The organism is Cupriavidus alkaliphilus (genome assembly GCF_900094595.1).
GTDB classification, from domain to species: domain Bacteria; phylum Pseudomonadota; class Gammaproteobacteria; order Burkholderiales; family Burkholderiaceae; genus Cupriavidus; species Cupriavidus alkaliphilus.
Genome location: NZ_FMAD01000009.1, coordinates 217622 through 231020, shown reverse-complemented (window position 1 = coordinate 231020; position 13399 = coordinate 217622). Strand labels below are relative to the sequence as shown.

Below are 13399 nucleotides of genomic sequence, written 5' to 3'. Positions count from 1 at the left end.
GTTGTCATGTCCTACTACCTGCGCAGTGCCAGCCTGACCAACTACGTCGAAGTCGCGCGTGCGCTGGGGCTGGATCCGTACCAGCAGCTCAGGGCCGCGAAGATCAACCGCTCGGCGCTGCTGGACCCCGATATCCGCATCCCGGCGGCATCGGTGGGCCGCCTGCTGGATGCATCGGCGCGCGCCGCCGGGGCCGACGATTTCGGCCTGCGCATGGCCGAGCTGCGCGAGTTCTCCAACCTGGGCCCGCTGGCCTTCGTGGTGCGCGAGGAACCGACGCTGCGCCGCGCGCTGGAGTCGATGGTGCGCTACATGGGCCTGCAGAATGAATCGCTGGCGATGCGCGTCGAAGACAGCGATGACCTGGTGATGATCCGGCTGCAGGTCCTCAGCGAAGCGCCGGGCACCCTGCGCCAGGCCACCGACCTGGCGGTGGGTGTGGTATTCCGCATGCTGAAGCTGTTCCTGGGGCCATCGTGGCGCCCGCGCAGCATCTGCTTCACGCATCCGGCGCCGGCCAGCACGGCGACGTACGCGCGCGTGTTTGGCATGGCCGGCTCGTTCAACCAGGACTTCGACGGCATCGTCTGCCAGGCCGCGGACCTGGAAGCACCGTTGCCGTCGTACGACCCGGTGATGGCGCAGCAGGTGAAGCAGTATCTCGGCACGCTGCTGGCGCAATCGACCGCGGCCACCATGCCGGACATGGTGCGCAAGCTGGTGTACGCGTTGCTGCCGACCGGCCTGTGCTCGGTGGAGCGCGTGGCCCAGCATCTCAGCGTCGACCGCCGCACCGTGCACCGGCGCCTCGGCCAGGCGCACACCACCTACTCCGACATCCTCGCCGAGGCCCGCGCCGACCTGGTGATCCGCTACCTGGAAAACCGCGAGCGGCCGCTGTCGGAAGTGGCCGCGCTGCTGGGGTTTTCGTCGCTGAGCGCGTTCTCGCGCTGGTTCAGCGGGCGCTTCGGGCGCAGTGTGTCGGCGTGGCGGGGGGATGGGGGGGATTGATTTTGGGCTTTTCGCTATACGGGGGGTTTTGGTGCTTGGCGGGCGTGGCTGTTTCGCCGGCGTAGCCGGCGACCTACTTTCTGTCCGAGCGACAGAAAGTAGGCAAAGAGCGCGTCGCCTGAGCGGCTGGCTATAAATTGAGCGGCGCTGGTCATATGGGCGGCGGTGCTTGCCGTTTGGATGTGGGTGCCCGTTCGGCCCTGCTACGCCAGGTGAGTCTGGACCGCTGCCTTCGTTAACCGGCTTTTGGACGATCCCCATGCAGGGCGGTGGCCCGGGCTGGCGAGCGATACCGCATCAACGCCTTCGGCTGCGCTTCGCGCAAGCGCCCAATGCCCGTCAGCGCCTTTTGAGCCCGCGCAGCAGCCGTAGGCGTCCCCGCGATGTCGTTTGGCAGCAGGCGGCCTACGCCCTGCATGGGGATCGTTCAATAGTGGGTTATCGAAGGCACTATCCCTGACTCACATGGCGTAGCAGGGTCGAACAGGCAACCACGCCCAAACGGCAAGCACCACCGTGCGAACTACCAACACCGTGGAATGGATTGCCAGCCGCATAGGCGACGCGTTTCTTGGTTACTTCTTGTCGCTTGGACAAGAAGTGACTCGCCGGCTACGCCGGCGAAACAGCCACGTGTGCCAAGCACAAAAACCGCCCGCATAACGACACACACCAACAACATTCAAAACTTATGCCTCACCCCCAACGCCACCCCCACCATACTGCGTTGCCCGTTGCCCGCGGCATAGCTATTGCCCAGCGACAGGCTGTTGGCATAAACCGTGGCCAGTGATTCCAGCATCAGCCCGGCGTTGCGCGCGTAGGCGGTCGACAGGTACACATCGGTGCGCCGCGAGAACGCATAGGTGGCAACAAAGGCGATCTGCCACGGATTGGCCACCTGCGTATCGCCGAACAGGCTCCTGACGTTGTCGTAGTTGTATTCGAGCGTCAGCCCCACCGCCGGGTTGACCTGGTAGGTGGCGCCGATCCAGTAATAGTCGTCGCGCTGGATCACCACGTCGGCAGCGTTCTTGTTCTGGCCCCAGCGGTAACCGCCCATGACCTTGGCCGGGCCAAAGGTGTAGCTGGCGCCCACCACGGCCTTGCGCACGGTGCCGCTGCTGGTGCCGATGGTCGGGTTCCACTGGTCATAGCCGACGGTGGCGCCGAACGGTCCGGCGGCATACGCGAGCGAGGCGCCATAGGCGGTGTCGCGGCGGAACTGGCCGGGCACTTCGCCGTTGCCGCCGATCGGCGTGGCAATGCCAACCGTCTGCGGCAGCGCCAGCCCGGCGCCGAACGACCAGTGCGCGCGCGCCGTCAGCGGGCCGAACTGGCCGGTGTACTTGACGGTGTTGTCCTCGCGGAAATTGGCGCCGGCCTGCAACACCACCGGTTCGTATTGCGTGGCATAAGCCGTGGGCGAGAAATTTGCCAGGGCCTCGAAGATCGACGTGTACTGGCGGCCCAGGCTGAGCTGGCCGATGCCGGCGTGCCGCAGCGCGACGAACGCCTGGCGGCCAAACAGCCGCCCGCCCTGCTGCAGCGTGCCGTTGTCGACGCTGAAGCCGCTTTCCAGCACGAACGAGGCCTGCCATCCGGCGCCCAGGTCCTCCATGCCGCGCAGGCCCCAGCGCGAGCCCGACAGGCCGCCCGAAGCCATGCGGAACACCTTGTCGCCGGGACCCGGGTTGAAGCCGTTCGCCGCGACCGGCACCGCACCGATGCGATTGACGTATTCGACGTTGATGTCGGCCACGCCATACAGCGTGACCGACGATTGCGCGGCGGCCGCCAGCGGGCACGACAGCATCAGCGCCATGACGGCGTTTCTGTTTTTCATTGGTCTCCTCCTTGTTGGCCCGGCCTGGATGGCCGGATGCTCTTGTTGTGGCGCGCGCTGCGGCGCGCTCAGGCCTGCTGTGCGACCAGTGTCTCCAGTTCCGCCAGCAAGGCATGGGCGCGTGGCCATGGACCGTAGCCGGCGGCGGGGTTGAGATGGCCGACGTTGCCCAGGTCGACCAGCCGGCTGCCCCAGGCGGCGGCCATCTCGGCGACGCGCGCACGGCTGGCCAGCGGATCGTTGCGGCTGGCCGCCACCAGGCTGGGGAACGGCAATGGCGCCAGCGGCGTCGGCAGCCAGCCGGCCTGCGCCAGGTCCGGCTGCGCCGGATAGCCGGGCGGCAGCGGCTGCGTGAAATCCGGCGGCGTCACCAGCAGCGCACCCCGGATCGGACGGCGGTGCCGCGCCGCCCAATGCACGGTGATCATTACGCCGGCGCTGTGTGCCACCAGCACCACCGGCCCGTCGATGGCTGCCAGCGCCGTCTCGAGCGCGGCGACGCGGGCGGCGCGGCTGAGCTTGTCGTGCTCAAGCGGCGGCACGCAGCGGGCGTCATGTCCCTGGTCCAGAAGTTCGGCTTGCAGCAGGGTCTGCCAGTGCTCGGCGACGTGGTCGCGCAGGCCCGGCACCATCAGGATGGTGGGTGAGGGGGTAGCAGTCATGGTGGGATCGGAAAGGGTCAGGCAGGAACGGCGTGGGGCACGGGTTGGCCATCCAGGCGCCGCAGGTCCGCGGCATAGTGACGGCGGCCGATACAGAACAGCAGCGTGGCGGCGGCGCCGGCCAGCGGAATCCATTGCAGCGCGCCGGGCAGGCCGATGCGGTCGGCCAGCACGCCGGTCAGGAACGGGCCCGGCGCCAGGCCCAGCAGGTTGTTGATGAGCGTCAGCGTGGCAAACGCGGTGGCGTGGATGGCGGGCCGCGTCAGGTTGGCCACCATCGCGCTGGCCGGGCCGGCGCAGCCGCCCACCACCAGCATGCCCGCCCCGATCAGCACCAGTTGCGCGGTGCCGGCGGGCAGCCGGAACGCCGTCATCAACAGCACGCAGCAGGCCAGGCTGTAGCCGATGGCCATGTGCCATTTGCGCCCGGGCGCGCGCCGCGCCACGCGGTCGGTCAGCGCGCCGCAGGCCACCATGCCGGCGCCGGCCACCAGCACCAGCAGCGCCGCCACCGCGCCGGCACGGCCGGTGGCCATGCCGTACTCGCGCGCCAGGAAGCTTGGCAGCCACGCCAGCAGCGCGGCCATCACCAGCAGCTGCAAGGCGCTGCCGGCGCAGGCGCAGAGCATCGACGGCAGCGTCAGCAGCTCGCGCACGATCCGGCGCGGCGCCAGCTGGCGCGCCGCGGCCGCATCGCTGTTGCCTTGCTCGCTGTCAGCGCCGATGCGCTGCTGCAGCCGGCGCAGCCGCTGCTCGCTGATCGTCAGCGCGTAGCAGGCCACCATCGCCAGCCCGAACGCGGCCATCCCGGCAAAGGCCATGCGCCAGCCGAAATGCGCGGACAGGATGCCGCCCAGTCCCATGCCCAGCACCGAGCCGAACGCGCCGCCGGCGATAAACGCGGCGCTGAGGCTGGCGCGCAGGTGGCGCGGGAACACCGACACCACCACCGCGATGCCGACGCTGCCGTATGCGGCCTCGCCGATGCCGACGCACAGCCGCGCCAGGAACATCTGGCCGAAACTGCCCGCCAGCGCGCAGCCCAGCGTGGCCAGGCTCCACAGCGCCGCCATCAGGATCAGGCTGCGCACCCGGCCCCAGCGGTCGGCCAGCAGCGACAGCGGGATCGCCAGCACGCCCACCATCAGCGCCACCACCCCGCCGAGTGCCCCCAGCTCCGTATCCCCCAGCTGCCATTCGGCCTTCAGCAGCGGAAACACGGCATTGAGCACCTGGCGCGACATATAGTCGGACAGCAGCAGCGCAAAGGTCAGCGCAAAGACCAGCCACGCATAGCGCGTTCCGGCAGCCGCGGGTGCGGCCGGCGTCGGCGCGGCGGATGCGGCGGCAAGGGCAAGGCGGGATCTGGGCATGGGCGTCTCCGGAAGCCGGGCGGCGGTCTTGGCGCCGCCGTGCGTTCAGTGCCCGCGCAAAGTGGCGGGCGAGCGCAGCCAGTATCTGGCGATCGGGACAGCGCGGTTTGATATTCCGGGACGTACGCTTGACATTACGGGACAGGTGGGGAAAACGCCGAGACAAAAAAAACCGGCACCCTGAGGTGCCGGTTTCTGGCGGTCCCGCGGTCAGGCGGGGCAGCGCGAAGCTCAGTCTTCCAGCTTCGGCAGCGAAGCGCTGACCTGCGTCGACAGCAGGCCGGTCTTGGCATACGTCTGCAGCTTCTCGCGCGTATCGACGATATCCAGCGTGCGCATGGTCAGCTGGCCGATGCGGTCCAGCGGCGTGAACATCGACTCGCCCTTTTCCATGGTCAGCCGTTCCGGCTTGTAGGTCAGGTTGGGCGAGGTGGTGTTCAGGATCGAGTAGTCGTTGCCGCGGCGCAGTTCGATGGTGACCTCGCCGGTGATGGCGCCGGCGACCCAGCGCTGGGCGGTTTCACGCAGCATGATGGCCTGCGGGTCGAACCAGCGGCCCTGGTACAGCAGGCGGCCCAGGCGGCGGCCGTTGTCGCGGTACTGCTCGATGGTGTCTTCGTTGTGGATGCCGGTGATCAGGCGCTCGTAGGCGATGAACAGCAGCGCCAGGCCCGGGGCTTCGTAGATGCCGCGGCTCTTGGCTTCGATGATGCGGTTCTCGATCTGGTCGCTCATGCCCAGGCCATGGCGGCCGCCGATGCGGTTGGCTTCCATGAACAGGTCGACGGCGTTGGCGAAGGTCTGGCCGTTCAGCGCCACCGGCTGGCCTTCCTCGAAGCGCACGGTGACTTCCTCGCGCTTGACTTCGACGTCATCGCGCCAGAACTGCACGCCCATGATCGGCTGGACGATGCGGATGCCCGAATCCAGGTGCTCCAGGTCCTTGGCCTCGTGGGTCGCGCCCAGCATGTTGGAGTCGGTCGAGTACGCCTTCTCGGCCGACATCTTGTAGTCGAAGCCGTTCTGGCGCATGAACTCGGACATCTCGGCGCGGCCGCCCAGTTCGTCGATGAACTGCTGGTCCAGCCACGGCTTGTAGATCTGCAGGCCGGGGTTGGTCAGCAGGCCGTAGCGGTAGAAGCGCTCGATGTCGTTGCCCTTGAAGGTGCTGCCGTCGCCCCAGATGTTGACGCCGTCTTCCTTCATCGCGGCGACCAGCATGGTGCCGGTGACGGCGCGGCCGATCGGGGTGGTGTTGAAGTAGGTGATGCCGGCGGTGGAGATATGGAAGGCACCGCACTGCAGCGCGGCGATGCCCTCGGCCACCAGCTGCGCGCGGCAGTCGACCAGGCGGGCTTCCTCGGCGCCGTAGGCCTTGGCGCGGCGCGGGATGTCGTCGTAGTCGGGCTCGTCGGGCTGGCCCAGGTTGGCGGTGTAGGCGTAGGGGACAGCGCCCTTCTGGCGCATCCAGAGGAGTGCCGCGCTGGTGTCAAGGCCGCCGGAGAAGGCGATACCGACGCGCTGGCCGGTAGGAATGTGCTGCAGGATGGTAGTCATCGCCAGAAATCAATGTGAATTTGTCGGCTCTTGGACGGGCTTCCACGGCGTCGGCCGCAAGCGGCCGGGGGCAGCGTGGAAGCACGGCGACGCGGCCGGCCGAGTCACGTGCCGAGTCAGTGCCAAACGCGAATTGTGACACGGCAGCGCCCACGCGCCAAACCCGGGGGCCGGCGGGGCCCCGGCGCCACCCGCACTCGGCGCCGGCCGGAGCGCCGCCGCACCGTTCAAATCCGGCGAACGCGCCTTTCAAAACTCTCGACTGGTTCGGCCCGATACCCCTCCCTATACTGCGCCGCACTGTTATCGGAAAGCGGAGTCGTCATGCTGCATCGCGCCCTGGAAGGCGTCCGGGTCCTGGATTTGTCGCGCATCCTGGCCGGCCCCTGGTGTACCCAGAACCTGGCCGACCTGGGCGCCGAGGTGACCAAGGTCGAACACCCCGAGCGCGGCGACGATACCCGCGGCTGGGGGCCGCCCTATCTCGACGCACCGGCCGGCACTGCAGGCGATCCGCGCCTGTCCGGCTATTTCATCTGCTGCAACCGCGGCAAGCGTTCGGTCGCGATCGACTACGGCACCTCCGAAGGCGCGGCACAGGTGCGCGAACTGGCGCGCACGGCCGACGTGCTGGTCGAGAACTACAAGGTCGGCACGCTGCGCCGCTACGGGCTGGACTACGACACGCTCAAGGCGATCAACCCGCGCCTGGTCTACCTGTCGATCACCGGCTTCGGCCAGAGCGGGCCGATGGCCGACAAGCCGGGCTACGACTACGTGTTCCAGGGCATGGGCGGGCTGATGAGCTACACCGGCCAGCCCGACGGCACGCCCGGAGCCGGCCCGCTGCGCACCGGCGTCGCGGTGGTCGACCTGAGCACCGGCATGTACGCCACCTCCGCGGTGCTGGCCGCGCTGTATCAGCGCCAGGCAAGCGGCACGGGCGCGCACCTGGACATCGCGCTGCTCGACGTCGCCGTGGCGATGAATGCCAACCAGGCCGCCAACTACCTGGTCTCGGGCCAGAATCCGCAGCGCAGCGGCAACGCCCACCCCAACTGCGCGCCGTATGAAGTGTTCCGCTGCGCCGACGGCCACCTGATCCTGGCGATCGGCAACGACAGCCAGTTCGCCCGCTTCTGCGCCGTGGCCGGCATCGCGGCGCTGGCGCAGGACCCGCGCTACGCCACCAATTCGGCGCGCATCGAACACCTCGACGCCTTGCGCGCGCGGCTGACCGAACTCTTTCCCACCCGCACCCGCGCCGCCTGGACCGAGGCCTTCGATGCGGCCGGCGTGCCGTGGGGACCGATCCACACCATGGACGAAGTCTTCGCCCATCCGCAGGTACGGCACCGCCGGCTGATGCAGGTGGCCGAGCACCCCGTGATGGGCCGCGTGCCGATGGTGCGCAACCCGATGCTGGCCGGGCACGAGAGCCCGCCGGCGCCGCCGCCGCTGCTGGGCGAACACAGCCCCCAGCGCTGACCGTCCCGCCACGATATCTATAACCACTGACCCGGAGACATCCCGATGAAGCCCGCCCTTTTCGCCATGGCCCTGCTCGGCTTTGCCAGCAGCGCGCACGCCGCCTATCCCGAGCGGCCGATCAAGCTGATCGTGCCCTACGCCGCCGGCGGCACCACCGACATCATTGCCCGCATCGTCGGCACCCGCCTGGGCCCGGTGCTGGGCCAGCCGGTGGTGATCGAGAACCGCCCGGGCGCCGGCGGCGCGGTCGGCAGCGCCTACGCGGCCAAGCAGCCGCCCGACGGCTACACGCTGGTGATGGAGGTGGAAAGCTCGCACGCGGTCAACCCCAACGTCTACCTGAAGACCGCCTATGACCCGGTCAAGGACTTCGCGCCGATCAGCAACCTGGCCGACGTGCCCAACGTGCTGGTGGTCAATCCGGCTTTCCCGGCCACGGACCTGGCGTCGTTCATCAAGCAGCTCAAGGCCAGTCCCGGCAAGTATTCGTTCGGCTCGTCCGGCAACGGCGGCCTCAGCCACATGAACGGCGAGCTCTTCATGAACGCCACCGGCACGCGCATGCTGCACGTGCCGTACAAGGGCCTGGGCCCCGCGCTCAACGATGCGGTGGCCGGGCAGATCCAGGTGGTGTTCGACAATATCCCGTCGTCGTCCGGGCTGATCCAGGGCGGCCGCCTCAAGCCGCTGGCGGTGGCCGCGAAGCAGCGCCTGAAGGTGCTGCCCAACGTCCCCACCTATGCCGAGGCCGGCCTGCCGGCGATGAACAACCCGTCGTGGTTCGGGCTGGGCGCGCCCGCGGGCACGCCCGCCGCCATCCTCGACCAGCTCAACGACGCCGTGCGCCAGGTGCTGGCCGAGCCGGAGGTCGTCGCCGCCATCGAGAAACAGGGCGCGATCCCGGCACCGACCTCGCGCAAGGCCTTTGGCGACCTGATCCGTGGGCAGAACGCGCACTGGAAGCAGGTGGTCGAGGCCATCCACTTCACCAAGCTCCAGTAACACACGAGGACCGACATGAGCGCACTTCAGCAGGAACCGCACGCCGGCGTCGAGATCGACGCGCGCGGCATTGCCACCGTCACCATCCGCGAGGCGGGCTCGCTCAATATCCTGAGCACACCGGTGATCGCCTCGCTCACGCGCGCGATCGAAGCGCTGGCCGCCCAGGACGCGCTGCGCGTGCTGGTGCTGCGCGGCACCGGCGACAAGGGCTTTATCGGCGGTGCCGATATCAAGGAAATGGCCGCGCTCGACCGCGCCAGCGCCGAGGCCTTCATCAGCGGCCTGCGCCGGCTGTGCGATGCCGTGCGCCACCTGCCGGTGCCGGTGATCGCGCGCATGCCGGGCTGGTGCCTGGGCGGCGGGCTGGAACTTGCGCTGGCGTGCGACCTGCGCATCGCCGCCGACACCGCGCAGCTGGGCATGCCGGAAGTGAAGGTCGGCATCCCGTCGGTGATCCACGCCGCGCTGATGCCGCGCCTGATCGGCAATGCGCGCACCGCCTGGATGCTGCTGACGGGCGAGATCTCCGACGCGGCCGAGGCGTTGCAGTGGGGGCTGGTCAGCCGCGTGGTGCCGCTGGCCGAGCTTGATCTGGAAGTCGAGCGCGTGGCCGCGCTGCTGGCGGGCTTTGGCCCGGTCGCGGTGCGCCAGCAGAAGCGCCTGCTGCGCGAGTGGGAAGACGCGCCGCTGGAGGTCTCGATCGGCAACAGCGTGACCGAGTTCGGCAGCGCCTTCGACACCGGCGAGCCGCAGCAGCACATGGCCACTTTCCTGAACCGCAAGCGCTGAAGCGGACAGGCGCTACCGCGCCGTGGCGGCCACGGCGCCGCCTTCGCGCGTGGCCACCACGCGCGGATCGTTGAGCAGGAACTGCGCGAAGGCCTCGGCAAACGCGGGCAGCTTGCCGTCGGCGCGCACGATCAGGTTCAGTTCGCGCAAGGCCCACGGCTCGGCCAGCCGCACCCCGGCCACGCGCGCTTCGCGCAGCGCCTGCGCCGCCACGCTGCGCGGCACCAGCGCCACGCCGACGCCGGCTTCGGCCAGCGACAGCACCGCATCGAAGCTGTGCGCATGCAGGCGCACGTTGGGGCCCTTGCCCGCGCGCTGCGCCATCTCCCGCAGAAACAGGAAGTTGCTGCTGGTGCGGCTCATGCAGACAAAGTCGAACGCCAGCGCCGCGCCAAAGCGCACCTCGGGCTCGCGCGCGAGCGGGTGGTCCGACGCCATCACCAGGATCAATTCGTCGCGCGCGTAGCGCACCGAGCGCACGCCGGCTGCATCGTCGCCGGTATGGAAATCTCCCGCCAGGATGCCGACATCGGCCTCATGCGCCGCTACCGCGGCCAGGATAGCCTGGCTGGCGCGCTCCTCCAGGTCGATGTTCACATCCGGGTTGGCCAGCAGAAAGCGGCTCACGCTGGGAATGATGAAGCCGTTGAGCGAGCTGCTGTTGGCCAGCAGCCGGATATTGCCCTTCAGCCCGGCGGAGAAGCGCCCGACCTCGCCATGCATGCGCTCAACGCCCAGCAGCAGTTCGCGCACATGGACCAGCAGGGTTTCGCCGGCCGGCGTCAGCTCCATGCCGCGCGCGCTGCGCACGAACAACGGCGTGCCCATGGCGTGCTCGAGATTCTTCAGCCGGTAGCTCGCCGCCGACGCGGTGATGTGGGTGGCCGATGCGCCGCCCGACAGGCTTTGCGCATCGGCAATGGCCTGGAACAGGCGCAGGTCGGTCAGTTCGTAACGCAAGGCAACTCCGTTTGGGCCGCGGCAGTCGAAACGGTTGGCGATGGGCGGCGGTATAGCGGGCCATTCTAGTGCACCGCCCCGGCCGCCCTCCCGCGCCCCTCGCGTATTCGATGTGGACGTCGTCCATTTTCTTTGCTAAGGTATTGTGGACGGCGTACACAAAGCGTGTGCGTCATTGCCGAGATCCCCGCGGCCCTACAGTCCCACAGGCCGCCCCTTCACAGGAGGTGTCATGCAAGTCCAGCCCTATCTGTTTTTCGAAGGCCGTTGCGATGAAGCGGTCGAGTTCTACAAGCAGACCCTTGGCGCCAAGGTCAACGCCCGCATGACCTTCGCCGACAACCCCGACGCCGGCAAGGGTGGCGAAGGCTGCCAGCCCGGCGCGGGCGCGCAGGACAAGGTCATGCACCTGGAATTCCAGGTCGGCGACAGCATCATCCTGGCCTCCGACGGGCAGTGCTCGAACCAGCCCGCCTTCCAGGGCTTCGGCCTGGCGATCACCTTTCCCGACAAGGCCGGGGTCGAGAAGGCCTTCAACGGCCTGAAGGAAGGCGGCCAGGTGCTGATGCCGCTGGACAAGACCTTCTTCGCCGAGCAGTTCGGCATGGTGGCCGACCGTTTCGGCATCATGTGGATGCTGCTGACCGCGCCCAAGTAAGCCAGGGACGCAGTTTTCCGGCCGGCGGCGCGCCCACTGGGCGATTGGGGCCCAGCGATGGGTTTACAATGCGCGCCGCCCGCCGGAGAAACCTAGCCATGGAAGATCGCATCAACGAACTCGAAATCAAGCTCGCCTTCCAGGAAGACCTGCTCGATACCCTGAACAGCACCGTGGCACGCCAGCAGCAGCAGATCGACCTGCTGCAGGAGCAGTTCCGCGCGCTGTACCAGCAGGTGCGCAGCGCCGCCACCACCGCGGCCGAAGCCGACCCCCTGCAGGAAATCCCGCCGCACTACTGAACCGGCACCCCGGCCGATGTGACGGAACGCGACCCCCGGCCACGCGGTCTGACAGGCTGATCCCACTTACCGCGCCACCCCATGGCGCGCCCGATCCGCCACATGCGCCTGACGCCTTCCCTGCTCCTTGCCGCCGCCTGCATCGCCGGCTCCGCTCCCGCCCTGGCCGGCTACAACATCTGGACCGGCGAATATTCCCTGACCCGCCAGGAACTGCAGACCGAACTGGACAAGCGCTTTCCCGCGACGCTGCGCTACGCCGAAGTCGTCAGCGTCCAGCTCAGCCATCCGCGGCTGGTGCTGGATGAAGCCAGCAACCGCATCACCACCCATGTCGACGCACGCCTGACCAATGCCCTGCTGCCGTCGCCTCCCGTCGACGGCAAGCTCGCCCTGAACAGCGGCGTCCGCTATGACCCGGCCAGGCGCGCGGTGCTGCTCGACAACCCCACCGTGCAACAGGTCGAAGTCGCCGGCATGGGACCCTATCGCGAACAGCTCAACGCCATCGGCGCCGTGGTCGCGCAGCAGCTGCTGAAAGACTATCCGATCTATACCTTCAAGCCGGAGGAGCTGCGCGTGGGCGGCAAGGACGTGGAACCGGGGGCGATCACGGTGGGCAAGGATGAGGTGCGGGTCGAGGTGAAGCAGCGGTAGGCGCGGCCTTCGGACAGCGCCCGCCCCGCTGCCCCGCTACGGCGTCCCGCCGCCGCATCACCCCCTGGTGCCCCGGAACACCAACCCCAACCCCGCCAGCACCGCCCCCATCCCCGCCAGCGCGAGCGCCGTCATGCGGTTCCCCAGCAGCAGGTAATCGAGCGCCGCGGTGCCTGCCGGCACCAGGTAGAACAGGCTGGTCACGTTGACCAGGTTGCCGGCGTGGATCAGGCGGTAGAACAGCAGCGTCGCGCCGATCGAAATTCCCAACGCCAGCCACAGCAGCGGCGCGGCGAACGCCAGCGACGCTTCGAAGGCGAAGGGCTGGAACGGCAGGCACAGCAGGCAGGCTACGAGGCTTACGCCGTACTGCAGCGGCAGCACTTCGGCGGGTGCGCGCGGGCTGCGCTTCTGCAGGATGGCGCCGACCGTCATGCTGGCCAGCGAAGCCAGCGCGCACAGTACGCCCGCAGGCGACAGCCGGGCCAGCAGCAGGCTGTCGGCGACGACCATGGCCAGCCCGGCGAACGCCAGCGCCAGGCCGCCGAGGCGCGCGGCGCTGGCGCGGCGCTCAGTCAGCAGCAGCGTCAGCATCGGCTGCGCGCCCAGCACCGTGGCCAGCACGCCGGGCGTCATGCCGTGGTCCAGCGCCAGAAAGTAAAAGACCGCGTAGCCGCCGATCAGCAGCAGTCCCGCGCCGGCCGTGTGCAGCCGCTCGCCGCGCGGGGGCAGCAGGCGCCTGCGCGCCAGGCCGAGCGCGCCCAGCACGGCGCAGACCAGCGCGAAGCGCAAGGTCAGCAGGGCGAACGGGGTGGCGTGGTCGAGCGCCAGCCGTGCGGCGATGGCGCCGCTGCTCCATAGCAGCACGAACAGCGGCGTGGCCCAAAGGGCGGAGGAGGTGGTGCGCGTGGCGAGCGTGTCGTGCGCGGCATGGTGCGCGGCGTAGCGCGCCGCGCAATCTTCTTGGTTGGTCATGGCTTGTCATCTGTCGTCAGCTTGGCGGGCTCCGGCGACGCGCATCGGCATGCGGCCACGTCACGGCGGCAGCGCGCACGGGCGTGCGGCTGCCGTGCGCGCGGGCGCACGAA

The 13399-nt window shown here is 68.9% G+C and carries 13 protein-coding genes; 7 read left to right on the top strand and 6 right to left on the bottom strand.

Annotated elements, in window-relative coordinates; all coding sequences use genetic code 11:
* Positions 1–6: 6 nt before the first annotated feature.
* Complete coding sequence (locus GA0116996_RS19795) at positions 7–1011, top strand: AraC family transcriptional regulator (protein ID WP_092315016.1); 1005 nt, start codon at positions 7–9, stop codon at positions 1009–1011.
* A 682-nt stretch (positions 1012–1693) separates the two neighbouring features.
* Here GA0116996_RS19795 and GA0116996_RS19790 read toward each other — a convergent pair.
* The 4 genes from GA0116996_RS19790 to argG all read right to left on the bottom strand — a co-directional run bounded on the left by GA0116996_RS19790 (position 1694) and on the right by argG (position 6449).
* On the bottom strand, positions 1694–2857 hold the full coding sequence (locus GA0116996_RS19790) for a porin (RefSeq protein WP_092315014.1): 1164 nt from the start codon (positions 2855–2857) through the stop codon (positions 1694–1696).
* Positions 2858–2925: 68 nt separating this feature from the next.
* Positions 2926–3519 carry an RBBP9/YdeN family alpha/beta hydrolase gene (locus GA0116996_RS19785; protein WP_092315012.1) on the bottom strand — a complete coding sequence of 198 codons (594 nt, stop codon included), beginning with the start codon at positions 3517–3519 and terminating at the stop codon, positions 2926–2928.
* A 17-nt stretch (positions 3520–3536) separates the two neighbouring features.
* Complete coding sequence (locus tag GA0116996_RS19780) at positions 3537–4892, bottom strand: MFS transporter (RefSeq protein ID WP_092315010.1); 1356 nt, start codon at positions 4890–4892, stop codon at positions 3537–3539.
* A 231-nt stretch (positions 4893–5123) separates the two neighbouring features.
* Positions 5124–6449 (bottom strand): argininosuccinate synthase, encoded by a 1326-nt coding sequence (argG, locus tag GA0116996_RS19775; protein ID WP_012357049.1) that lies wholly within the window; start codon positions 6447–6449, stop codon positions 5124–5126.
* A gap of 324 nt (positions 6450–6773) precedes the next feature.
* Here argG and GA0116996_RS19770 point away from each other — a divergent pair, with 324 nt between their 5' ends.
* Genes GA0116996_RS19770 through GA0116996_RS19760 form a run of 3 tightly spaced genes read left to right on the top strand, consistent with a single transcriptional unit; the run spans position 6774 to position 9734 of the window.
* A complete protein-coding gene (locus GA0116996_RS19770) occupies positions 6774–7937 on the top strand; it encodes a CaiB/BaiF CoA transferase family protein (protein WP_092315008.1) in 1164 nt (387 codons plus the stop codon).
* Between the two features lie 45 nt (positions 7938–7982).
* Complete coding sequence (locus GA0116996_RS19765) at positions 7983–8942, top strand: Bug family tripartite tricarboxylate transporter substrate binding protein (RefSeq protein ID WP_092315006.1); 960 nt, start codon at positions 7983–7985, stop codon at positions 8940–8942.
* Positions 8943–8957: 15 nt separating this feature from the next.
* Positions 8958–9734 (top strand): enoyl-CoA hydratase, encoded by a 777-nt coding sequence (locus GA0116996_RS19760; protein WP_092315004.1) that lies wholly within the window; start codon positions 8958–8960, stop codon positions 9732–9734.
* 12 nt (positions 9735–9746) lie between these two features.
* Here GA0116996_RS19760 and GA0116996_RS19755 read toward each other — a convergent pair whose 3' ends face one another.
* The gene (locus tag GA0116996_RS19755; RefSeq protein WP_092315002.1) at positions 9747–10694 is read right to left on the bottom strand and encodes a LysR family transcriptional regulator; all 948 of its coding nucleotides are present in this window, start codon (positions 10692–10694) and stop codon (positions 9747–9749) included.
* A gap of 232 nt (positions 10695–10926) precedes the next feature.
* Here GA0116996_RS19755 and GA0116996_RS19750 point away from each other — a divergent pair, with 232 nt between their 5' ends.
* The 3 genes from GA0116996_RS19750 (at position 10927) to GA0116996_RS19740 (ending at position 12311) form a co-directional block, all read left to right on the top strand.
* Complete coding sequence (locus GA0116996_RS19750; protein ID WP_012357054.1) at positions 10927–11352, top strand: VOC family protein; 426 nt, start codon at positions 10927–10929, stop codon at positions 11350–11352.
* A 98-nt stretch (positions 11353–11450) separates the two neighbouring features.
* Complete coding sequence (locus tag GA0116996_RS19745) at positions 11451–11654, top strand: SlyX family protein (RefSeq protein WP_092315000.1); 204 nt, start codon at positions 11451–11453, stop codon at positions 11652–11654.
* 102 nt (positions 11655–11756) lie between these two features.
* The gene (locus GA0116996_RS19740; RefSeq protein WP_092315120.1) at positions 11757–12311 is read left to right on the top strand and encodes a DUF1439 domain-containing protein; all 555 of its coding nucleotides are present in this window, start codon (positions 11757–11759) and stop codon (positions 12309–12311) included.
* A 57-nt stretch (positions 12312–12368) separates the two neighbouring features.
* On the opposite strand, the gene GA0116996_RS19735 is transcribed toward GA0116996_RS19740, so the two are convergent.
* A complete protein-coding gene (locus GA0116996_RS19735; RefSeq protein WP_092314998.1) occupies positions 12369–13286 on the bottom strand; it encodes a DMT family transporter in 918 nt (305 codons plus the stop codon).
* Positions 13287–13399: the final 113 nt, after the last annotated feature.

Excerpts from the sequence above, each read along its gene's own strand:
- GA0116996_RS19765 (WP_092315006.1), top strand. The coding sequence starts at position 7,983 with ATGAAGCCCGCCCTTTTCGCCATGGCCCTGCTCGGCTTTGCCAGCAGC.
- GA0116996_RS19790 (WP_092315014.1), bottom strand. The coding sequence starts at position 2,857 with ATGAAAAACAGAAACGCCGTCATGGCGCTGATGCTGTCGTGCCCGCTG.
- GA0116996_RS19750 (WP_012357054.1), top strand. The coding sequence starts at position 10,927 with ATGCAAGTCCAGCCCTATCTGTTTTTCGAAGGCCGTTGCGATGAAGCG.
- GA0116996_RS19795 (WP_092315016.1), top strand. The coding sequence starts at position 7 with ATGTCCTACTACCTGCGCAGTGCCAGCCTGACCAACTACGTCGAAGTC.
- GA0116996_RS19770 (WP_092315008.1), top strand. The coding sequence starts at position 6,774 with ATGCTGCATCGCGCCCTGGAAGGCGTCCGGGTCCTGGATTTGTCGCGC.
- argG (WP_012357049.1), bottom strand. The coding sequence starts at position 6,449 with ATGACTACCATCCTGCAGCACATTCCTACCGGCCAGCGCGTCGGTATC.
- GA0116996_RS19740 (WP_092315120.1), top strand. The coding sequence starts at position 11,757 with ATGCGCCTGACGCCTTCCCTGCTCCTTGCCGCCGCCTGCATCGCCGGC.
- GA0116996_RS19760 (WP_092315004.1), top strand. The coding sequence starts at position 8,958 with ATGAGCGCACTTCAGCAGGAACCGCACGCCGGCGTCGAGATCGACGCG.
- GA0116996_RS19735 (WP_092314998.1), bottom strand. The coding sequence starts at position 13,286 with ATGACCAACCAAGAAGATTGCGCGGCGCGCTACGCCGCGCACCATGCC.
- GA0116996_RS19785 (WP_092315012.1), bottom strand. The coding sequence starts at position 3,519 with ATGACTGCTACCCCCTCACCCACCATCCTGATGGTGCCGGGCCTGCGC.
- GA0116996_RS19780 (WP_092315010.1), bottom strand. The coding sequence starts at position 4,892 with ATGCCCAGATCCCGCCTTGCCCTTGCCGCCGCATCCGCCGCGCCGACG.
- GA0116996_RS19745 (WP_092315000.1), top strand. The coding sequence starts at position 11,451 with ATGGAAGATCGCATCAACGAACTCGAAATCAAGCTCGCCTTCCAGGAA.